A 21,977-nucleotide genomic window follows, 5' to 3' on the forward strand; every position below is an offset into this window, starting at 1 on the left:
CGACCAGCGTTGCCCCCTTGAGGGGGTGACGGGCCACGCAGTGAGCCCGGCGCGGGGGTGGGCTAATTCAACAGCCGCTCTGGGTTGGCATCCAGCTTGGCCAACGCATCGCGGGTTGCGCGCACGGTCAGCGCCTCGTCTTCGCTTGGCACAAGCAGCCCGGCCTGCAAATAGGCAGCGACCCGGGTGGCCTGAATCAGGAAGCAGCGCCCGCCATTGGTCACAAACAGGTACAGCTGCCCACGTTCGCTGCGCCAGGCCAGCTGCACGCTGTTGAACTTGCTGTTGTGGTCCAGCCCGAACCACGAACCGATCTGCAGCTCGGTTGCCCAAGCGCGCATGGCCTCGTTGGGTTTGCTGCCGCCGTGCTTGATCACCTCGATATTGCTGGCGTCCACGCCCGTGATCATCTCGATGCTGTCGTTGTCCAGATCCAGGTCGCCCACACCACCTTCGGGCAGGTAGTCTTCCAGATGTGCCAGGCGTTCAGACAGTTTGTCGAGACTTTCTTGTGGAATGGCCTCGGTGCGCGACATGAAAGCATCGGCCAGCGTGTCGCTGACCGATTTGATGTTCTGGTCTTGCAGGCTCGCGGGGTAACCCAACAAGCCCATGCCCTGGCGCAACCGCTGCAAGAGGCTGGGCAATTGCTGAATCACACGGGCCCGGTCGTTGCGGTGGGGCTTGGCGCTTGCTGCCCAGAGCAACTCCGAAGCAACCTTCTTCAGCGAAGTGGTTTCTTCGTGCTTGATCCCGTATTTGACACTGGCCACGGCCAGCACTTCGACCCACACCTTGAACAGGAACTCACGAATCTCATCGCGCACAGGGACATCGTCGAGCAACTTGCGCAGCTCAATCGTGTACTGCACCGACCACGTCTCTTTTTGCTCAACCTGCTGCGCAACCGACACGTAGCGCTTCGTGGTGTTCTGCTCACTGAGGTAAGTGGAGAGGAATTTCTGGAATTCGTCATACACCAGCTGAAAAACGCGCCGCCCCGTTTCGGGGTACTGCTCGATCACTTGCACCACGCGCTTGATCTCGGTTTCCAGCGCCGCAGCGCCCACACCCGACTCAAAGCCCATCACGCAAGATCCCATGCGGTCGATCAGTTTGCGGGCAGGGTGTTGCAGTGCGCTGAAAAACTCTGGTTCAGCGAGGGCCACCCGCAACACCGGTATTTGCAATCGCGCAAACCAGACCCGCACCGCAGCGGGAATCCGTTCTTCGGCCAGAATGCTCTGGAACATCAAAGCCACCACTTCAATGGTGGCCTTCTCGGTTGAGGTGCTGGCCGCCTGCTTGAGCTCTGTGCTGCGCTTGCGGATGGCTGAGGCCGTGTGCTCCACATGGGAGGCATCCATGGGAATGGCGTCGCCAGAGCCGGTGCTGCCACCTTGCAAGGCGGCCGCTTCCGACCGCGCCAAGGGCACCATGCGCTGAATGGCCTGCTGCAGCTTGGGGGAAGGCTCCATCAACTGGGTCGCTTCAAAATCGCCACCGATGCGCTCTGTCAGCAAGCGCTTGAGACGACCCACGACACCCTGAGCGCGCATGCGCGCCCGAGCCAGCGGCGTGGAGCCCGTGAGCAACCGGGTCTCATCGTTCACGCCCATGACCGACGACGCGGCACCACTGCGAGAAGTGCCCGAGCCCGTGCTCACCCCACCCCGGTTGGCGCCGTGTTGGCCACCCTGTTGGGCGCTGCCGCCTTGCGACCCGGCGCCAGCTGACCCACCCGAAAAACCACTGCGACCGGAGCCGCCACCTTGGCCGCCAGAAGAATCACCACCGCCGGCGCCTGAATCGAACCCGCCCGAGCCTGAGCCAGCATCAAATCCACCAGAGCCCGATGTGCCACCGCCTTCTCTGCTGGATCCGTCCTTGTTGCCGGGACCCGGTGGCCCGCCAGGTGAACGGGCGCCGGGTGCTCTTTTGACCAGCGACTGGAGGTCAATCTCTTTCATGACGCCACTGGACACGAGGAATTCGTTGGCGGCCTTGTAGGCGGCCAGCATTTTTTCGGCCAGAACCGGCGCAAGGGTGTCTTGCACCATTTGCCAGCCTTCGCGCCCCATTTGCACGTCAATCCACTGGTCGACCAAAATGCGGCAAACCACATCGGGCAGCAACACGTCGCCGCGCGGAAGCTCCTGGCGTTTTTCGAGATGCTGAATGCGCAAACGCAATTCGTTGAGTTCCGAGGAGGACTTTTCAAGCACGCGCATGGCCAGGCGCGAAGCCAGAATCTGATCGTCGATCACCCCTTCGGCAATCAACTCCAGCCGCCCGGGAGCAGTCAGGCCATTGTTGCCCGAGTTGTTGAAACGCGGCAACAGGGTTCGCTGCAGGGCCTTGCGTGATTGATTGAGCCAGGTCGTCTGGCTCTTTTGAAACAGCAACCAGGCGTCGCGCCGCTCTTGCATTTCGCGGGCCGGACCGGCCTGATCCAGAACAGACACGAGGTGGTTCTCGCACGCCTTGACGAGATCAGGTAACACCCGTCCCACGTGAACCACAAAGAGTTCACGGGCCTGTTTGGCCAGAGATGAAACGTGCTGATCGGGTGAGGTCACAATAAAGTCAGTATGACACGAATGGTCTCGTTTTCCGGGATGCAAAGTGAAGACAAACGGCGAAGGCACCCGCAAACAGGCCCGCTCGATCGTCAAAACACAAAATCGAACACCTTCAGCTTAACCTGCAAGCGTTCTCAAATACAACCTCACGAGACGGCGTGAATCCATGCAACACCGGTTGGCACAAACTCACACGCCCGAAAACCTCAGACCACCGCGCCGCTGTTGGGATCGTTCGGGTCTTCTTCACCGGTCTTGGGGCTCGACTTGATCAGGTCTTCACGCTTGATGCCCAGCCACATGGCAATGGCTGCGGCCACAAAAACCGAAGAGTAGATGCCAAACAGAATGCCGATGGTCAGCGCCAGCGCAAAATAGTGCAGGGTCGGGCCACCAAACAGCAGCATGGACAACACCATGATCTGGGTCGAACCGTGGGTGATGATGGTCCGGCTGATGGTCGACGTGATGGCGTTGTCGATGATCTGCGGCGTGGTCTTCTTGCGGTGGCGCCGGAAACTCTCGCGGATCCGGTCAAAAATCACCACCGACTCGTTCACCGAATAGCCCAGGACCGCCAACACCGCGGCCAACACCGCCAGTGAAAACTCCCACTGGAAAAAGGCGAAAAAGCCCAGAATGATGATCACATCGTGCAAGTTGGCAATGATGGCCGAGACAGCGTATTTCCACTCGAACCGCACGGCCAGATAAATCATGATGCCGGCGATCACCAGGGCCAATGCCTTCAGCCCGTCTTCCACCAGCTCCTGACCTACCTGCGGGCCCACAAATTCCGACCGGCGCAACTCGACTTTCGGGTTCTGGGCCTGAAGCGCGGCCAGCACCGTTTCGCTTTGCTGCCCCGAACTCTTGCCCTCCTGCACCGGCAAGCGCAGCAACACATCGCGCGACGTGCCGAAGTTCTGCACCGGTATGTCGGCATAGCCCAGTGTTTCAACCACTTGCCGCACGGCCCCCAGATCGGCCGGCTGCTCGTAGGCAACCTCCATCACGGTGCCGCCGGTGAACTCCACCGAAAGGTTCAGGCCACGCAAGACCAGAAATGCCACGGCGGCCACGAAGGTGATCGCAGAGATCGCGTTCAGCACCAAAGCGTGCTTCATGAACGGGATATCGCGTTGAATGCGGAAAAATTCCATGTCGCTTATTCCTGATGGGGAATTTTCAGAGAAAGCTCATATGCGAAAAGCGCATGTGACGCTGCAACTAAAAATTCCATGTCGCTTATTCCTGATGGGGAATTCTCAGAGAAAGCTCATTGGCGCAATGCGCCATTGATGCTGAACTGAAAATTCCATTTTGGGTGTGCCCTGCTTCAACCGCTGCGTTATTCGCCTGTGACCGCGGGCACATTCGTGCCGCTGCCGCCTGCTCGCCAAACCGTGCCAATGGCCACCGATTTGAGTTTCTTCTTGCGGCCGTACCAGAAATTCACCAATCCGCGCGAGAAAAACACGCTGGAGAACATGCTGGTCAGAATGCCGATGCAATGCACCACGGCAAACCCGCGCACCGGGCCCGAACCAAAAATCAGCAACGCCACGCCGGCAATCAGCGTCGTGATGTTGGAATCGAGAATCGTGCCCCAGGCATGCTCGTAGCCCGCATTGATGGCCGACTGCGGCGCCGCACCATTGCGCAGCTCTTCCCGCACCCGCTCGTTGATCAGCACGTTGGAGTCAATCGCCATACCCAGCGCCAGCGCCATGGCGGCAATACCCGGCAGGGTGAGCGTGGCCTGCAACATCGACAGCACCGCCACCAGAAGCAGCAGGTTCAGGCCCAAGGCCAGGCTGGAGAACACACCAAACAGCATGTAATACGCGCACATGAAGGCCACGATCACCGCAAAGCCCCACATCACGCTGTTAAAGCCCTTGGCAATGTTCTCGGCACCCAGGCTCGGGCCGATGGTGCGTTCTTCGATGATTTCCATGGGCGCGGCCAGCGAGCCGGCGCGCAGCAGCAAGGCCAGATCGCTGGCCTCATTGACACCCATGCTGCCCGAAATCTGGAAACGGTTGCCCAGCTCACCGCGGATGGTGGCCACCGAAATCGCCTCGCCCTTACCCTTTTCAAACAAGATGATGGCCATGCCCTTGTTCAGGTTTTCACGGCTCACGTCGCGCATGATGCGCCCGCCCGTGGCGTCCATCACCAGCGTCACGCTGGGTTGCTGATCGCGGCTGTCGAAACCCGCCTGGGCGTCGGTCAGGTTCTCGCCGGTGGTCAACACCTGCTTTTTCACAATCGCCGGCCGGCCGTCGCGGGTGGGGAAGCTGTCTGAACCAAAAGGCACCGGCCCGGTGCCATCGGCCGCAGCGCGGCCTTCCGAGCTCTCGTCAATCAGGCGCATCTCCAGCGTGGCGGTGCGACCCAGAATGTCTTTGGCCTTGGCCGTGTCCTGCACCCCTGGCAACTGCACCACGATGCGGTCGGCACCCTGCTGCTGAATCACGGGCTCGGACACACCCAGTTCGTTGATCCGGTTGTGCAGGGTGGTGATGTTCTGTTTGAGCGCCTGGCTTTGAACGGCGAGGGCCGCCTGGGGCTTCAGGCTGAGCGACAACCGCAGGTCGCCGTCGGTGGCGGCCGGTCCTTCTTCCAGATCGGGAAACTGGTCGAGCACCACGTCGCGCGCCGCTTCCAGCGTTTGCTCGTCGCGCGCACGCACTTCAATCGTCGTGCCGGAGCGGGCAATGCCGCCGTGGCGCACATCTTTTTCGCGCAAGGCCGAGCGCAAGTCGGTGCCCAGCACGTCCATACGGCGCTGCACAGCCGCCGGCATGTCCACCTGCAACATGAAGTGAACGCCACCGCGCAAATCGAGACCCAGGTACATGGGCGAAGCGCCCATCGCGGCCAGCCAGGCCGGGGTGCGCGGCACCAGGCTCAGCGCCACCACATGGGTCGGGTTGGCAGGGTCGGCATTGAGCGCGCGTTCGATGGTGTCGCGGGCCTTGATCTGCTGATCGGTGGTTTCAAAGCGTGCCCGAACCGAGTTGCCTTCGAACTGGATGCGCGTGGCGGGCACATTCGCGGCCGCCAGCGCCTGCTCCACCTGGGTCACCGTGTTCAGGTCGACCTTGACCGTGGTGCGCGCCGCAGACACCTGCACCGCAGGGCTCTCGCCAAACAGGTTGGGCAAGGCGTAAATCGCCCCGATCAACAAGGCGACCACGATGATCACGTATTTCCACAGGGGGTATCGGTTCATATTTCAGACGCTTTCAGCGCAGGGGAGCAGATGTAGGCAGCGCGTTGCGGGCAGGTTCAACTTCAATCGCCAATCGCGCTGCGCTCAACGGGCTTTCGCCCAGGGCGCCGCGGAACCGGCTCTGCCGGGCCGCCAGCGCCGCCCCCTTGAGGGGGTCGCGCGCAGCGCGGCAGGGGGGAGACTACTTGACGGTGCCTTTGGGCAAAACCTGCGTCACGGCCGAGCGCTGCATCTGCACTTCGACGCCGGCGGCGAGCTCAACGCTCACATAGGCTTCACCGATTTTGGACACTTTGCCCAGGAAACCACCAGCGGTCACGACTTCGTCGCCTTTGGCCAGGGCTTCCACCATGGCTTTGTGCTCTTTCTGGCGCTTCATCTGGGGGCGGATCATGACGAAATACAGCACCACAAACATCAACACCAGAGGCAACAGGCCCATGATGGTGGACTGGGTATCGCCGCCAGCGGCGGCTTGGGCGTAAGCAGAAGAAATGAACACGGGAAAGCTCTCCAACGGAATCGATTGAAACAACGCCGGTCGCGCGTTGACGGCCTGCAAACAAGCCGCCCGAACGCGCCGGGCTCAGCCCGCGATTGTATGCCGCGCCTCTCTATTGAGGGGCGCGGCGAATCACCGGCCCCATCAGATGGGGCGCAGGCTCACAAGTTCAACCTCAAGCCACCCGGGCCTCGGCGCTCTCGCCCGCCGCCCAGCGGGCCTGCAAATCGGCCCAGCGGCTGCGCGCGGCGGCCAGGTTGCGGTCTTTCACATGACCATAACCCTTGATCAGGTCGGGCACACGGGCGATGTCCAGCGCCAACGCCAGGTTGCCTGCATCGAGGTCGCTCAGCAAGCCTTCGATGGCTGTGCGGTATTCGGCGATGAGGGCGCGCTCGGTGCGCCGCTCGTCGGTGTAGCCAAACACGTCCAGCGCCGTTCCACGCAGGCCTTTGAACTTGGCCAGCCAGCCAAACGCGGTGAACATGAAGGGGCCATAGGCCTTCTTGATCAGTTCGCCTTTGGCGTTTTTCTTCGCGGTCAGCGGTGGCGCCAGGTGCACGCGCAGCTTGTAGTCGCCTTCAAACTGGCTGGCGATGCGCTCATGGAACGCCTTGTCGCTGTGCAGGCGGGCCACTTCGTACTCGTCCTTGTAGGCCATGAGCTTGAACAGGTTGCGTGCCACGGCCATCGTCAGATCCGACTTGCCCAGGGCCGCCTCGACCTTGCGCACGCGGTCCACAAACCGCAGGTAGTCGGCGGCATAGGCCGCGTTCTGGTAGTCCGTCAAAAACGCCACCCGACGCTCAATCACCGTCGCCACGGTTTCGCGCGGCTTGAACTGAATCACCTTCGCGCCGCCGCCGCTCAACAAGCCGGCAAAGGCCTGGGGGTCGTGTGCGGCGCGGCGGCCCCACTCAAATGCGGTCTTGTTGTTGGCCACCTGAACGCCGTTGAGCTCGATGGCCCGCATCAGCGAGGCAAACGCCAGCGGCACCCAGCCGCGCTGCCAGGCGTAGCCCAGCATCATGGGGTTGGTGTAAATGCTGTCGCCCATCAGTTTCGAGGCCGCCGTTTCGGCGTCGAGCACGCCCACATCGTCTGTCCCCAGATTGCTCACCAGCGTGTCCACACAGGCTTGCGCCGGGTTTTGCCAGTCGATGTTGGTCACGAAAGCGGCCGTGGGCGTGGCGTTGGCGTTGAGCGCCACATGGCTGCGCCCGGCGCGCAGGCGCTGCCAGGTTTCCTTGTTGGCCGCCACCAGCGGGTCGCAACCGATCACCAGATCGGCCGAGGCCGAACCCACGCGGGTGGTGCGAATGTCTTCCTGTCGCGCGCCGATCAGCACATGGCTCCAGGTCGCACCGCCCTTTTGGGCCAGACCTGCCGCATCTTGCGTGACGATGCCTTTGCCTTCCATGTGCGCGGCCATGCCCAGCAACTGGCCGATGGTGATCACGCCCGTGCCACCCACGCCCGCCACGATCACACCCCAGGCTTCTGCGCCCAGGCGCGGCAGCGCCGGCTCGGGCACATCGCCGCCGGTCCAGACCGGCTTGTCGGCACCCTGGCCCTTTTTGCGCAGCTTGCCGCCGTCGACGGTCACAAAGCTCGGGCAGAAGCCCTTCACGCAGGAAAAGTCTTTGTTGCAGCTGCTCTGGTTGATGGTGCGCTTGCGGCCGAATTCGGTCTCCAGCGGCTCCACGCTCAGGCAGTTCGATTGCACGCCGCAGTCGCCACAGCCCTCACAAACCAGCTCGTTGATGATCACGCGCTCGGTCGGCTCGACCATGGTGCCGCGCTTGCGGCGGCGGCGCTTTTCGGTGGCGCAGGTCTGGTCGTAAATGATGACCGTGGTGCCCTTGATTTCGCGGAACTCGCGCTGCACCGCATCCAGCGTGTCGCGGTGCTGGATCGCGATGCCGCTGGGCAGGCCGGTGATGCTGTCGTACTTCTCGGGCTCGTCGGTCACGATGATGATCTTCACCGCGCCTTCGGCGCGCATGCTCTGTGCGATCTGCACCACCGAGTGGCCCTCGGGCCGCTCGCCCACCTGTTGGCCGCCGGTCATGGCGACTGCGTCGTTGTAGAGCACCTTGTAGGTGATGTTCACGCCGGCCGCGATGCTCTGGCGGATCGCCAGAATGCCGCTGTGGAAATAGGTACCGTCGCCCAGGTTGGCGAACATGTGCTGGTCATTGCTGAACGGCTGCTGGCCCATCCACGGCACGCCTTCACCGCCCATTTGCGTGAAGCCCACGGTGGCGCGGTCCATCCAGATCGTCATGAAATGGCAGCCGATGCCGGCCATGGCGCGCGAGCCTTCGGGCACCTTGGTCGACGTGTTGTGCGGGCAGCCCGAGCAAAACCAGGGCTGGCGCTCGGCACCGTCAACGCCCTTGGTCAGCAGCGTCTGCATGGATTGCTCTTGCGCCGTGAGGATGGCCAGTTGGGTGTCGATGCGTGCCTGCACGTCTTCCGGCACGCCCAGCTTGCGCAGCCGCTTGGCGATGGCGCGGGCAATGATGGCCGGGTTCAGGTCGGCGTTGGCGCGCAACAGGTGGTGCGCGCTGGGGTTGGGCATGGACCATTCGCCGCCGGTGAAGTCGCCTTCGACCTCGTCGAACTTGCCCAGGATGTTGGGGCGCACATCGGCGCGCCAGTTGTACAGCTCTTCCTTCAGCTGGTATTCGATGACCTGGCGCTTCTCTTCCACCACCAGAATCTCGTGCAGCCCGGTGGCGAATTCGCGCGTGGTCTGCGCTTCCAGCGGCCACACCACGGCCACCTTGTGCAGCCGCAGGCCAATGCGCTGGCAGGTCGCATCGTCCAGGCCCAGATCGAGCAGCGCCTGGCGCGTGTCGTTGTAGGCCTTGCCGCTGGCGATCACGCCAAAGCGGTCGTGCGGCCCGGCGATCACGTTGTGGTTCAGCTTGTTGGCGCGGATGTAGGCCAGCGCTGCGTACCACTTGTAGTCGAACAGGCGCGCTTCCTGCTCCAGCGCCGCGTCGGGCCAGCGGATGTGCACGCCGCCAGGGGGCATGTCGAACTCGGGGACCACGATGTTGATGCGCTCGGGGTCGATGATGGCCGTGGCGCTGGACTCCACGATCTCCTGAATCGTTTTCATGCCCGCCCAGACGCCGCTGAAACGGCTCATGGCGATGGCGTGAATGCCCAGATCCAGAATGTCCTGCACCGAGGTCGGGAAAAACACCGGCAGGCCGCAGGCCTTGAAGATGTGGTCGCTCTGGTGGGCTGCCGTGGAGCTCTTGGAAATGTGGTCGTCGCCCGCAACAGCGATCACGCCGCCCCAGGGCGTGGTGCCGGCCATGTTGGCGTGTTTGAACACGTCGGAACAGCGGTCAACGCCCGGGCCCTTGCCGTACCAGATGCCGAACACGCCATCGAACTTGTTGCTGCCTTCGGGCGCAAAACCCAGCTGCTGGGTGCCCCACAAAGCCGTGGCGGCCAGCTCTTCGTTGACGCCGGGCTGGAACACGATGTTCTGCGCCTTGAGATAGGGCTCGGCTTTTTGCAGCGCCTGGTCGTAGCCACCCAGCGGCGAGCCGCGGTAACCGCTGATGAAGCCCCCGGTGTTTTTGCCCTGCAAGGCATCGCGCTGGCGCTGCAGCATCGGCAGCTTCACCAGCGCCTGCACCCCGCTCATGAAAGCCCGACCATGGTCGAGCGAATATTTGTCGTCCAGCGTCACGGTCTCAAGTGCGCGGCGAATGTGTTCGGGCAAGGGGGCGTTCATGGCTTTGTCTCCAAAAAAAGGCCATTTTTAGGACCGCCTTGTGAGCGACCCGACATTTGAATCAGTGTGCCGCAAAGTGTATGTCTCGGCCACTGACAGGTGTTTGCTTTTCGTGCCCGTTTAAGCGCGCATTACGCAAGATTCTTTCTAGAATCGACGAATTATGGAAACCTTAGACAAGTTTGACCTCGCCATCCTGAACGAACTGCAGCAAAACGGCCGCCTCACCAACGCAGAACTTGCGTCGCGCGTGGGCCTGTCGGCCGCGCCTTGCTGGCGGCGGGTGAGGGCGCTGGAAGAAAGCGGCTTCATTCGCGGCTACCGCGCCGAGATCGATCGCCACAAGATCGGCCTCGATGTGCTGGCCTTTGTGCGGCTCGACGCCGCGCAAAACTCAGGCGAACTGCTCGGCAAGCTCGAAGAAGCCATTCGCCGCCTGCCCGAGGTCACCAGTTGCCACTACATCAGCGGCACCGGTACCTTCGAGTTGCAAGTGGTCAGCCGCGATCTCAACACCTTCAGCCAGTTCGCCCGCGATGTGCTGATCAACCTGCCCAACGTCAAAGACCTGCAAACGAGTTTTTCGCTCGGCGAGGTGAAAGCGGCAGGGGCCTTGCCGTTGCCAAAAGCACTACCGTCGGCCGGAGCGCGCAAAACTTGAGCGCTTTCGCAACCGCCTGTCCCCGAAGTTCTACCGTTGGCTCAAATACTCGCATCAAGATATTGATTCAATGAGGTTTTTAACAGCCGAAATTGGCTGCTCCCGCTAGACTAGCGTCAGAAATGCAAGGTTTTTCGCCTGCATTTTTTCGACCTAAGTTCTAGTTTCATGCACACAACCGCTTCCCCTGCCAACCCCCCTCAGGTGCAACCCCTGATGGACGGCGCGCGGGTGTTTGCGTTGATGCTGTGCTGGCCTGCTTTCGCCTGGGCGCAGTCGCTGCCCATCGACAGGCAAGCCCCTCAGCCAACGGCGCCAGACAGCCCTGGCATGGCGAGTGCGCAAACCACCGTTGCACAGGTGCAATCCCTTGACCGCTTCGAAGCCGAACAGGAAAGGCTTCGCGAGCGCCTGAAAGACCAACCGGCGGGTTACGAAGACAAATTTTTCAGCAACGAAGCCATTCAGGTCATTGACGCCGAAGCCGTGGCAGTCGAAGCGCAGCCCCCTGGCGCGCGCTCCGTGGTGGTCGAGAGCCGGCTGGAATCCAACCGGCAGAGCGTTGCCTCGCAACCGGGCCTGAGCGAGACCGGTTTGGGCCTGCGCGTGGAATACCGCCACGAAACCATGAACCACGGCGAGTGGATCTTGCAAGCCGATGCCCGCCAGCGAACGTCTCAGAACAACGCCTTCGGCACCTTGGGCGCCTACGGCCTCGCCACCGAAGCCAAAAACGGCCAGCGCATCACCCTGCGCAACCTGAGCTTTCCCGTCACGCCTTTTGTACTGGCTGACAGCAACCTGGGTGATATCTCCTCGGAAGTCACCGATGGCCTGACCCGGGGGCAGCAGTTTTCCCTGGGCAACAGCATCGTGCGCGGAGCCAGCGCACACGCGTTTTCGCGCGAGTTCGACCTGCGGGCAGGCGTGGGGTCACGCGGCCAGATGGCGGGCGGCCCTTATCCGGGCTACGAAAAAACCCAGGGTGAAACCGCCTGGCTGGGCTACACGCGGCGGTTTGACGAAAAACGCTACGCCGCCGTGCAAATCAACCACGCCAATAGCGCACCCGCATTGTTCACGTCCACCGGCAACACCGAAGTTGATGCCGAGAACATCACCAGCGTGGCGGCTGCGCTGGGCTACGGCTACACACTCGACAACGACGGCGACAAACGCATTCGCTTGACGCTGATGCACAGCCAGACCCAGCCCAACGGCAGCACCCCTTCGCGCAGCGCCAATGGCACCTACCTCGATGGCGGGCTGCGCATCGCCCGCTACCGGCACGAAGCCGGCCTGTATGCCTCATCGCCTGCCTTGCAGTTCGGCGACCAATGGGTGGCCGATGGCAACCGTGGTCTTTATTGGCGCGTTTACCGCGATGGCCTGCGGGTGAACTGGGGCATGGGCGCCAGCCACGATCGCCAGAAATCGCTGAATGCCGCCTTGTCTGGCGTGTGGACCAACACCGGCCTGAACGGCTACTGGGTCCACCGCCTGACCCGCCGAAGCTCCTGGGGCGGCAACCTTCAATACACGCTTCAGCAGCGGCAAGATGACGACGCCGGCGAGCGCAGCACGTATGGCAGCCTCTATTACCAGGACCGCTGGGCCGATAGCCTGGGCGACAGCCGTTTGCGCTGGACCACCCGCCGCAACCAGGCGCTGGTCAGCAATGGTCCGAACGCCACTGGCGACGAGCTCGAATGGGAGCAGGACTGGTGGCAATCGCAAGAAGCGGGCTCCCAGAACCCCACCCTGAAGACCACCCTTGGCTGGGCGCAAGACCGCAGCGAGGGCGACGTTCAAACCTACCCCACCGCAGGCGTCGCCTGGCAAACCTGGCTGGCCAACAACTGGGGGCTCAACGCGTCACTGCGCTACACCTCGCGCACCGGCAACCTGTCAACCAGCCGCGGTCTTTCCGGCTCCCTGCAAACCGAAACCAGCTTTGCCCGCAACTGGACACTCGGCGCCTCCCTGCTCATGAACCAGGCCGTGCTCAACACCAACAGCGCCGTTGCTGGCACGAATGGCCTGCCCCTGAGCGTGGCCCGCAGCGACGACAAATCGCTGTGGCTCTTCGTGCGCTTTGAAGAGCAATCGGGTCAGCCCTATGGCTTCAACCTGCGTGGCGAACAAGGTGCAGGCAGCGGCCGCATCGCTGGCACCGTCTTCCTGGATGCCAACCGCGACGGCGCGCAACAGGCCGATGAGCCGGGCGTGGCCGGCGTCGAGGTGTTCCTCAACCAGCGCCAGCGCACCACCACCGATGGACAGGGCCGCTACGAGTTCAACACCGTGCCCACCGGCATGCAATTCATTTCGCTGCGCCCCGAATCCGTGCCGCTGCCTTGGGGCGAAGGCCCCCGCAGCAGCACCACCGTCGAGGTACCCCTGCGCAGCACCGCACGCGCCGAGCTGGCGGTGGTCAAGGTCAGCGAGTGAACCCCATGAACCAAACCCTTCGCACCCAGTCAACCAGGGCACCGCCTATGTATTCGCAGGGCTGAGCCCCACCCAACCCAAACCGTTGGATCTGTGCGCCTCAGCACCGCCAGAACACCAACCCCCCATTTGTGCTGCCCGAGATCGATGCTTCTTTCTCAACTTCAGAAATACCTGATTCAAACCGATACCCAAAGGACTACCACCATGAAACGCTCGTTTATCAAATCCCCCGCCAAGTACCTCGTTCCCGCTTGCGCCGCGCTGGCCATGCTGAGCCCAGGCGCCCAAGCAGAAAGCACCTATGGCTATAACGCTTCGGGCGCAGCTGGCGCCACGGCCAGGGCCAGGGTCAATCTCGAAGTTCGGGTTCCAATGCTGATTTTGTTGCGCGTTGGCACTTCGGGCGCCGCTATTGACAGCGTCACCATCACGGCAGCGCCCAACGGTGTTCCGGGTGGCATCGCAGCTGCTGCGCTGGCCAATGGCAGCAACCTGGCAACCGGCTGGAACGGCACGGCACCTGTCATGACGAGCACATCCTCGCCCGCCAACGTCACGGCCTATGCTTGGACCAACTCACGAAACGGTGGCAGTGTCACCGGTGCAATTACCACCGCCTTCACCACCGGTGGCCTCACTGGCGCCAGCATCGCTGTCGCGAGTGCCTCACCTGTCAACGGCGGCTTGGCCCACCCTGGCACCAACCTTGGCACGTTCACCCCACAAGCCTTCCCGGCCAACTCACTGCGTTCGTCCACATGGGCTTATAGCTTGACCACCGCAGCATTGGCCTCCGTCACGGCCGGCACCCACTCCGCTACTGTCACATACACGGCCACTTCGCTGTAATCTGTCGTGATGAGTGCGCCCTTTGGTTTACCTCAGCGCACCCATTTACCTCAAAAAACCTTTCGATCTACGCGCATGTTCAAACCCGCCCAGCCCTTCAAAACCCAGCTCCAAACCCGATGGGGTCGCGGGGCGGGAGGGTGGCTGGTCGGTGCTGCGGCATGTACCGTGTTTGCCACGGCGGCTATGGCTGCTCCATTTGAGGTGGCCGTCTCGCCTACCCGGCTGACGGTCACGGGCGACGCCGGCCAACGCATTGGCCAATCGCTGAAAATCTACAACCTGGGCAACGTGCCCACGGCCCTGTCTTTCCGCACCCTCGACTGGTCACTGGCTGAGAACGGCGAGCTCAAATTCCACGACGAATTGCTGCCCGGCAGCTGCCGCCCCTGGGTTTCACTCGAGCGGCGCACCAGCCAGCTGGTCGCCCGTAGCGATGCGTCGTTCCGCTTTCAAGTTGATGTGCCGGCCGGAACGCCGCGCGGCGAATGCCGCTTCATGATCGCCGTTGAAGGCGTTGACCCCGCGCAGCAAGCCCTGATCAACAGCGGCGGCGCCAGCCTCAACCTGCCCGTGAGCGGGCGTATCGCGGTGGCGGTATACGTCGCCATTGGCGGTGCCAAGCCCCAGCTCGAGATCCAGCAGATCGGCACCGACTCGCTGAAAAAAGAGCGCAAACCGGTGGTCCGCATCACCAACACCGGCGACGCCCATGGCCGGCTGGATGGCGTGCTGGAGGCCACCAACGCCGATGGCAAAACGTTTGAACTCCTGCCCGAGGGTGGCCCTGTTTTACCCGGCCAGACCCGCATGCTCACGCTCAACGCCCGATCCTTTGGCAAAGAAGCGCCCCCCCAATTGTTGTACCCCATGAAGGTCGAAGGCACGCTCGACTGGGATCAAGGTGCCTTCAAGGTGCAGGCCACGCTGCCATGAACCGCTTGTCCGGTCCCTTTTTCGAGCCACGCGCCGCCGTCCAAGCCAGGGCGGTCTGGCCGCTCGGCTTCGCGGGTGGAACCCTTGCCCTGACCGCCGTTCTCTTGCTGGGTACCCCCCAGCCTGCCCAGGCCTCCATCACGCTCGACGCCGACGACGCCCTCACCAGCGGCCTGTTCAATTACACCCGCCGCCTCAACATGCGCGTGGGCATTGCGCGCTTCGGCACCATCAGCAACGTCACGTTTGACGTCACCGGCGCCAATGTATCCCCGTCGCCCACAGCCGTTATCGGCGAACCCAGCGAAGGCGCGGCGCCTGCCAGTGCGCCCGCCAACAGCGTGCGCATCAGCGTTTCCAACCGCTGGACCTACTTCGCCGGACAGCGCGTGATCGTCACGGCCGACTCGTCAGCGGGCCTGGCCTGCAGCTCTGGCCCCTGTGGTTCCACCGTCATTCCTTTCAGCAAGATCAGCTGGACCTCATCCAGCCTGGCCACAGGCACCTACGCCGGGCAAGATTTCGGCAGCGGCAGCTTCAGCGGCGGCACCAGCCAGTCGCTGATCGACTTCACCGCCCCCGCCGAGCGCAGTTTCAACATCGTCAACGACTGGGTGTTCAGCTACAGCAACGACACGCTTTACCCCGCCGGGGTCTACAGAGGGCGGGTGACCTTCACCGCCACCATGCCATGACATCGCGTTCACTCCCCCGGTCTCAACGCCTGCAACCCATGGCCATGGCGCTCGTTGCAGCCCTGTTGCTGATCCTTCTGCCGCTTTCGGCCCAGGCCCAGACCTTCAAGCTTGACGACTCCACCTCGCCGCGCTCAAGGGTCGTGCCTCGCTTCATCGTTGATGAGGCGGGCAACACCTGGGGCCGCGCCATCGAGGCCGACCACGCGGTGTTGCGTTACGGGCAAGTGGTCTACCGGCTCGACATGCGCCCCCACCTGGGCCAGCGCGCCCGCATCTACTTTGTTCGGGAGTTGCAGAACGGGCCGCCCAACGGCACGCGCCTGAACTGGAAAACCGCCGATGGCCAGCTCAGCGGCTCGCTGCTGAGCGGCGAACGGGCGCTGGTCTGGTCGGGCAAAGTGAGCCAGCCATGGATGGAACTGCCCCTGCTGCTCGAAATCGACATCAACCTCCAGCGCTGGAGCCCCCAGGCCGGCCGCAGCGGCATCGCGCAAGTCACCTATTTCGAACTGGAGCGGCAACCATGAGCCTTGCCCGCCAACCCGGCCGTCGGCTCGCCCGCATCGAGCCTCCATTCGCCATCGCCCTGGCCCTGGTGCTCAGCGCGCTCCCGGCAGGCCCCGCACGGGCCGAACTCGACAGCAACGACGTCAGCTTCAATTTTTTTAACGTCATTTTTGGCACCATCCCCTCCATCTCCTCCCGCGCCCGCCTCGACTTCACGCTCAACATCGAAAAGATGATCTTCCTGCGCGTGGGTACCGGCGGCAACCACAGCGGCGGCATTTCCGGCGCGGGCCCTGCGGCCAACGCCGCGGTCACCACGGTCGCCCTCGATCTGACGCCCCGCATCCCCGCTGGTGCGACAACGCCTCTGGCGGGCAACAACCAGGGCGTGAGCTGGAATGCAGGCTTGCCCACCTTCCTGGCGGCAGCGCCCGAGGCGGTTCAGGTCGAAGTGCGCAGCAACGCCGGGCAGGTCAATATCACCGGGGAAGTCACAGCGCCGCTGACCAGCGGCGGCAACACCATCCCCATGTCGAGCATCGTCATCAGCTCCAGCGACGCAGGCAACCTGCCCGCCCCCATCTTGCCCGACGCCGGCACCGGCGCCCCCGTCAACGTGGCTCCCGGCGGCTCGGGTACGGCCGCCGCCCCCACCCTGCTGACCTACCGCACCGCCGAGTGGTCGTTCGGCTTCACACCCACCGCCTCGCTGTCACCCGGCAGCTACAACGGCAGCGTCACTTTCACCGCCACCTCCCTCTAACAAACAAGGCGGCAACCCCCCGCCCGCCCGCAGCCGATCGACTCGCATCATCGGGCAAGGGGCATCGGCCAAGCCCCCCTTGGCAGGCGCCTGCAAGCCAGGCCGCCGCCCATGGCGCTGGCGAGGGGCGGCCTCCCTGTTGAGGCCAGCAGCAACCACGCCAACGGCAGCGGGCCCTTAAAAGCCTCTCAAGCAAGCGCAGAACTGGCCGATACAGGCTGGTATGAACACCCTGCTCACCCGCCAAACCTGTGCGACGCTGGCGACCGCACTTTCTTTGCTCACCCCCGGCATTGGCAGCGCGAGCAGCAGCATGGGGTTCAACGGGCAAAGCGCCAGTGCCTCAGTGACCATCAACATCACGGTGCTCCCCACGGTACGCGTTCTGGGCGACTCACACCCACAACAGCTGACCGCCACACCAGGCCGCCCCATCGAAGCGCTGCAACAACTGACCATCAGCACCAACGTTGCGCGCGGTTTCTGCCTTCAATTGCATGCCTCCCAGGGTTCTGAAGAAGGCTGGCGTCTTCAGCAGCTCGACGGCGACAGCGTTTCCATTGCCCCATCGCAAGGCGGCTACCGCGTGTGTGGTGGCCACAACGGAACCTACAAGCTTGTCTTGAAACACGAGTTTTCTTCCCAGGGCAGCAACCTCAGCATGGCCTGGCCCGTGCGCGCGGAGCTTCACACCATCTGAGCCAATTTGCGAGTGGCCCGCTGACGTAGCCAGGCGGACTACGGTCGACACCATTTGACTCATCGGCGTGGTCAAACTCATGCGTCCTTTAAAACCTGTGGGCCGCCCAGGCAGTCTCCCTCATGGTGATTCCTGATGCCAAGCTGCCTGCCACGACAGCGGCGTGTATTGGTAGGTGAAAGGTGTCTTGTTGGCCCTCGCCAGCTGGTATAAGCTGAAACAGAGAGTTACGGAAAAAGTGTCACTTATGGCCTGATGACAGGATCCGGCAGTTTTGTTGCTTGGTGAGTCAGTGGTCGCAAAGATACAAGCCGCCGGATACTGCCATTTCGCCGGGTGATCTGGTTGTGAGCTGTCGGCTTGGTCCTCAGCAAATGGACGCGATTTCAACTTTCTGCGCCGCCCCACCTCAACCTATTCAAGGCAAGCTTCGCAACCCACATGAGCTCTACCTCATCCTCAGCCGCGGCTTTGACCCAGCCGAAGAACACAAATATCCCAGCGCCACCAATAACCGCGGTCATTCTTTGTGGCGGCTCGGGCACCCGCCTTTGGCCGCTCAGCCGCAAGAGCTTCCCCAAACAGTTTGTGCCCCTGATCGGCGGCAAAAGCCTGCTGCAGCTCACGCTCGACCGGGTCAGCGGGCTGGGCCAGCGCGTGATGGTGGTCGCGGCTGAAAGCCACCGCTTCATGGTGGCCGACAACATGCAGGGGCTCAGCTGCCCGGCCCAGACCATTCTGGAACCCACCGGCCGCAACACCGCCGCCGCCATGGCGCTGGCCGCGCTGCTGGCCGAACAACAGGGCCAGGCAGACGGGCTGATGCTGTTTTGCCCCGCCGACCACCACATTCCCGATGCCGCCGCCTTTGGTGACACCGTGAAGCAAGGCGTGGCCGCAGCCGAAGGCGGCGCCATCGTCACCTTTGGCATCTCGCCCAGCTTCCCCAGCACCGCCTATGGCTACATCCAGCAAGGCCCCAAGCGGCCCGATGGCGCCCTGGCCGTTCAAAGCTTCATCGAAAAACCCCAGGCCGACCGCGCCCAGGCGCTGTTGTTGCAAGGCGATGTGTTGTGGAACGCGGGCATCTTTCTTTGCCGCGCCAGCGTGTTGCTGCAAGCGCTCGAAGCCCACGCGCCCGACATTCTGAGCGCCTGCCGCGCGGCGCTGCCCGCCAGCGCCATCGCCGCCGCCGAACACGCCCCGCAGTCGACCCAAGACCAACACTGGCTGCGCCCGCTGGCCGAACCCTTCAATGCCTGCCGCTCGGAAAGCATCGACTACGCCGTGTTGGAACACCACGCCAACATCGCCGTGGTGCCCTATTTCGGCGCCTGGAGCGATGTGGGCAGCTGGAACGCCGTGGCCGAACTCAGCCCGGCCGACAGCGACGGCAACCGCCTGGAAGGCCAGGCCGTTTCCCTCGGCGCCAGCAACACCTTTGTTCACGCGCCCCACCGCCCCGTGGTCGCCCTGGGCACCAAAGACCTGCTCATCATCGACACGCCCGACGCCGTTCTGGTGGCCCACCGCGACAGCGCCGAGATGGTGAAAGAAGTGGTCGCCAGGCTGGAAAAGCAAGACATTGCCCAGGCCATCATCCACCGCAAAGTGGCCCGTCCCTGGGGCTGGTACGACAGCATCGACCTGGGCGAACGCTTTCAGGTGAAACGCATTGGCGTGAAACCCGGCGCCAGCCTGAGCCTGCAAAAGCACCACCACCGCGCCGAACACTGGATCGTGGTCAAGGGCACGGCCGAAGTCACCCGGGGCACCGAGGTGTTCTTGCTTTCTGAAAACCAGAGCACCTACATCCCCATTGGCGAACTCCACCGGCTGCACAACCCCGGCAAGATGGAACTCGAAATGATCGAGGTTCAGTCTGGGAGCTACTTGGGTGAGGACGACATCGTGCGGTTTGAAGATCTGTATTCTCGAATGAGCTAGATGGCGCGGGCCTAGTCGAACTCCAAAGAAGGGCAAAGGATCCCTCATGCGAATACTTGTCAGACGCATGAGCGAATAGTATTCATGGGCTGGAATCATCGTCCGCGCAACATCCCTGACCACGTTACCCAATCATTTTGATCCCCGCTTGCGGATTCGATTTCTGAAGCCATGACATCAACCCAACCCAAAATCCTGCTCACGGGCGGCGCGGGCTATATCGGCAGCCACACGGCACTGGCCGTGGCCGAGGCAGGCTTTGAGCCAATTATTCTGGACAACTTCGCCAACAGCCACCCAGCCGTGATTGAGCGGCTGAAGGCCATTCGGCCTGGCACGGCGTTTACCCTGGAGCGCGGTGACGTGCTGGATGGCGAATGGCTTGAAGGCGTGATGCGGCGGCATGCGCTGGCGGGCATAGTGCATTTCGCCGGTGACAAGGCCGTGGGCGAGAGCGCAGCCAACCCACTGAAGTACTTCCACAACAACATCGGTGGTGCGGTGAGTTTGCTGCGGGTAATGGAGCGGCTGCAGGCCGAGCCGGCAAACGGCAATTCGCCCATGCCCGCACTGGTTTTTTCCAGCAGTGCCACCGTGTATGGAGACCCGGCGAGTTCGCCGGTAGCCGAAAACTTCCCACTGAGCCATGCCAGCCCTTACGCCCACAGCAAGCTGGTGATCGAAGAGATGTTGGCGGCGTTACGCCAGGCGAATGCTGCCTGGCGCATCGGCGTGTTGCGGTATTTCAACCCGGTGGGCGCCCACCCGAGCGGTTTGATTGGCGAAGACCCCAGCGGCATTCCCAACAACCTGATGCCCTTCGTCGCCCAGGTGGCCGTGGGCAAGCGCGAACGCTTGAGCATTTTTGGCAACGACTACCCAACACTCGATGGCACCGGCGTGCGCGATTACATCCATGTGCAAGACCTGGCACGTGGCCACGTGGCGGCTTTGAGCGCGTTACTGAGTGGCCAGGCCGAAACCCGCAACTTCACAGTCAATCTGGGCACCGGGGTAGGTTGCAGCGTAATGGACGTGCTGAAAGCGTTTGAAGCGGCCAGCGGGCGACCCATTCCTTACCAGTTTGAAGCTAGGCGGGCAGGTGATGTGGCCGAGTATTACGCCAATCCAGCGCTGGCCAAGCGGCTGCTGGGTTGGGAGGCTCAACACACGCTGCAAGACATGTGCGCCGACGCCTGGCGCTGGCAAAACGGAAACCCCAACGGATACAGCGTCGATTGAATTGCCCAAAAAAGCCACAAACACGGTGCTTTCGCTGACCAGTCGCCTGGGTAGGACTCCTAAAATTGAACTTTACGCAAAACCCATTGCAGCAACACGCTTCTCAAGATGGGTTTGGCTTCTTCTGGCTGAGTGCACCCAGCGGGAAACATGTGGTCAACTGGGGCTTCTAGGATGATTGACCTACACAGTCACATCTTGCCCGGCATCGATGACGGCGCGCAGACGCTGGACATCGCGCTGGACATGGCGCGTATCGCAGTAGCCGACGGCATTCACACCATGGCCTGCACGCCGCACATCAATCCCGGCATGTACATGAACGACGGTCCGGGTATTCGCAAGGCGATTGCGGCGCTGCAATCCGAGCTTGATCGCCAGTGCATTGCGCTCAAGCTGGTGGCGGGCGCGGATGCACATCTGGTGCCGGAGTTGCTCGAAGGCTTGCGCGATGGGCGCGTGCCCACGCTGCATGGCTCGCGCTATTTCCTGCTGGAGCCTTCCCACACCACGCCGCCACCGAATTTCGAAGGATCGGTGTTCAACCTGATCGCTTCGGGCTACACACCCATCATCACCCACCCCGAGCGCTTGACGTGGATTGATGGCCATTACCCGGCGTTCTTGAGGTTGATCGACCAGGGTGCATGGATACAAATTACCGCTGGCGCCCTGACCGGGATGTTTGGCCGACGCGCCCAGCATTGGGGCGAGCGATTCCTGGCCGAGGGGCACACCCACATCATCGCCAGCGATGCCCACTCGGCGAGTCGCCGTTCGCCCAGAATCAGCGAGGCAAAGGCCATTGCACAGCGCTTGCTTGGCGAAGAGGAAGCACAACAGTTGGTGATGGTTCGCCCTCAAGCCGTGCTCGACAACCAGCCCTCGCACCTGTTTCCGCTTCCTGATCTGCAACCTAAGAAGGGCACATTCCTGAGCAGGTGGGCTTCAAAGCTGCCGTTCATTGGGCAAAAGGCCTAAACCCATCAGCAAAGGAGCATCCTGGGATGGCGTTCAAAACACCCTTTTTGTGCATTCGGATCCAGAACTGTTTTGTTCGCGCACATGTTTACATGCGTCGCGGATCGGGCGACAGAAAGCAGCCCCCGTTGTAGACCACGCCCATGCGAACCAC

16 protein-coding genes are annotated in these 21,977 nt (G+C 62.6%); 11 read left to right on the forward strand and 5 right to left on the reverse strand.

Features of this window, described 5'->3' with window-relative positions; all coding sequences use genetic code 11:
* Positions 1-62: 62 nt before the first annotated feature.
* The 5 genes from LPB072_RS22295 to LPB072_RS22315 form a co-directional block, all read right to left on the reverse strand.
* Entirely contained in the window at positions 63-2,579 is a 2,517-nt protein-coding gene (locus LPB072_RS22295; RefSeq protein ID WP_066096352.1) for a DUF1631 family protein, read from the reverse strand.
* Between the two features lie 209 nt (positions 2,580-2,788).
* Complete coding sequence (gene secF / locus LPB072_RS22300; protein WP_066096355.1) at positions 2,789-3,745, reverse strand: protein translocase subunit SecF; 957 nt, start codon at positions 3,743-3,745, stop codon at positions 2,789-2,791.
* Between the two features lie 188 nt (positions 3,746-3,933).
* Positions 3,934-5,823, reverse strand: a complete 1,890-nt coding sequence (gene secD, locus LPB072_RS22305) for a protein translocase subunit SecD (protein WP_066096358.1) — start codon at positions 5,821-5,823, stop codon at positions 3,934-3,936.
* A gap of 181 nt (positions 5,824-6,004) precedes the next feature.
* On the reverse strand, positions 6,005-6,325 hold the full coding sequence (yajC, locus tag LPB072_RS22310) for a preprotein translocase subunit YajC (RefSeq protein WP_066096948.1): 321 nt from the start codon (positions 6,323-6,325) through the stop codon (positions 6,005-6,007).
* Positions 6,326-6,500: 175 nt separating this feature from the next.
* Positions 6,501-10,085 (reverse strand): indolepyruvate ferredoxin oxidoreductase family protein, encoded by a 3,585-nt coding sequence (locus LPB072_RS22315; protein ID WP_066096360.1) that lies wholly within the window; start codon positions 10,083-10,085, stop codon positions 6,501-6,503.
* A 163-nt stretch (positions 10,086-10,248) separates the two neighbouring features.
* Here LPB072_RS22315 and LPB072_RS22320 point away from each other — a divergent pair, with 163 nt between their 5' ends.
* From LPB072_RS22320 to LPB072_RS22370, 11 genes are all read left to right on the forward strand, one after another.
* On the forward strand, positions 10,249-10,746 hold the full coding sequence (locus LPB072_RS22320; protein WP_066096363.1) for an Lrp/AsnC family transcriptional regulator: 498 nt from the start codon (positions 10,249-10,251) through the stop codon (positions 10,744-10,746).
* 168 nt (positions 10,747-10,914) lie between these two features.
* Positions 10,915-13,197: an SdrD B-like domain-containing protein gene (locus tag LPB072_RS23760; RefSeq protein ID WP_066096366.1), complete on the forward strand. Its 2,283-nt coding sequence runs from the start codon at positions 10,915-10,917 to the stop codon at positions 13,195-13,197.
* Positions 13,198-13,404: 207 nt separating this feature from the next.
* Positions 13,405-14,049, forward strand: coding sequence for a hypothetical protein (locus LPB072_RS22330; RefSeq protein ID WP_066096369.1), 645 nt, complete (start codon positions 13,405-13,407; stop codon positions 14,047-14,049).
* A gap of 75 nt (positions 14,050-14,124) precedes the next feature.
* Positions 14,125-14,985 (forward strand): fimbrial biogenesis chaperone, encoded by an 861-nt coding sequence (locus LPB072_RS22335; protein WP_231943350.1) that lies wholly within the window; start codon positions 14,125-14,127, stop codon positions 14,983-14,985.
* The gene (locus LPB072_RS22340) at positions 14,982-15,680 is read left to right on the forward strand and encodes a hypothetical protein (protein WP_066096372.1); all 699 of its coding nucleotides are present in this window, start codon (positions 14,982-14,984) and stop codon (positions 15,678-15,680) included. Before LPB072_RS22335 ends, LPB072_RS22340 begins: the two co-directional genes overlap by 4 nt.
* Positions 15,677-16,210 (forward strand): hypothetical protein, encoded by a 534-nt coding sequence (locus tag LPB072_RS22345; protein WP_157559387.1) that lies wholly within the window; start codon positions 15,677-15,679, stop codon positions 16,208-16,210. Before LPB072_RS22340 ends, LPB072_RS22345 begins: the two co-directional genes overlap by 4 nt.
* Positions 16,207-16,953: a hypothetical protein gene (locus LPB072_RS22350; RefSeq protein WP_066096378.1), complete on the forward strand. Its 747-nt coding sequence runs from the start codon at positions 16,207-16,209 to the stop codon at positions 16,951-16,953. The genes LPB072_RS22345 and LPB072_RS22350 overlap by 4 nt, the downstream gene beginning before the upstream one ends.
* A 223-nt stretch (positions 16,954-17,176) precedes the next feature.
* Positions 17,177-17,653, forward strand: a complete 477-nt coding sequence (locus tag LPB072_RS22355) for a hypothetical protein (RefSeq protein WP_066096381.1) — start codon at positions 17,177-17,179, stop codon at positions 17,651-17,653.
* A 441-nt stretch (positions 17,654-18,094) separates the two neighbouring features.
* On the forward strand, positions 18,095-19,600 hold the full coding sequence (locus LPB072_RS22360) for a mannose-1-phosphate guanylyltransferase/mannose-6-phosphate isomerase (RefSeq protein WP_082877178.1): 1,506 nt from the start codon (positions 18,095-18,097) through the stop codon (positions 19,598-19,600).
* Positions 19,601-19,771: 171 nt separating this feature from the next.
* Positions 19,772-20,842, forward strand: coding sequence for a UDP-glucose 4-epimerase GalE (galE, locus tag LPB072_RS22365; protein ID WP_066096384.1), 1,071 nt, complete (start codon positions 19,772-19,774; stop codon positions 20,840-20,842).
* A 174-nt stretch (positions 20,843-21,016) separates the two neighbouring features.
* Complete coding sequence (locus LPB072_RS22370; protein ID WP_066096386.1) at positions 21,017-21,823, forward strand: tyrosine-protein phosphatase; 807 nt, start codon at positions 21,017-21,019, stop codon at positions 21,821-21,823.
* Positions 21,824-21,977 lie beyond the last annotated feature (154 nt).

The sequence above is a fragment of the Hydrogenophaga crassostreae genome (assembly GCF_001761385.1).
Lineage (GTDB): Bacteria > Pseudomonadota > Gammaproteobacteria > Burkholderiales > Burkholderiaceae_C > Hydrogenophaga > Hydrogenophaga crassostreae.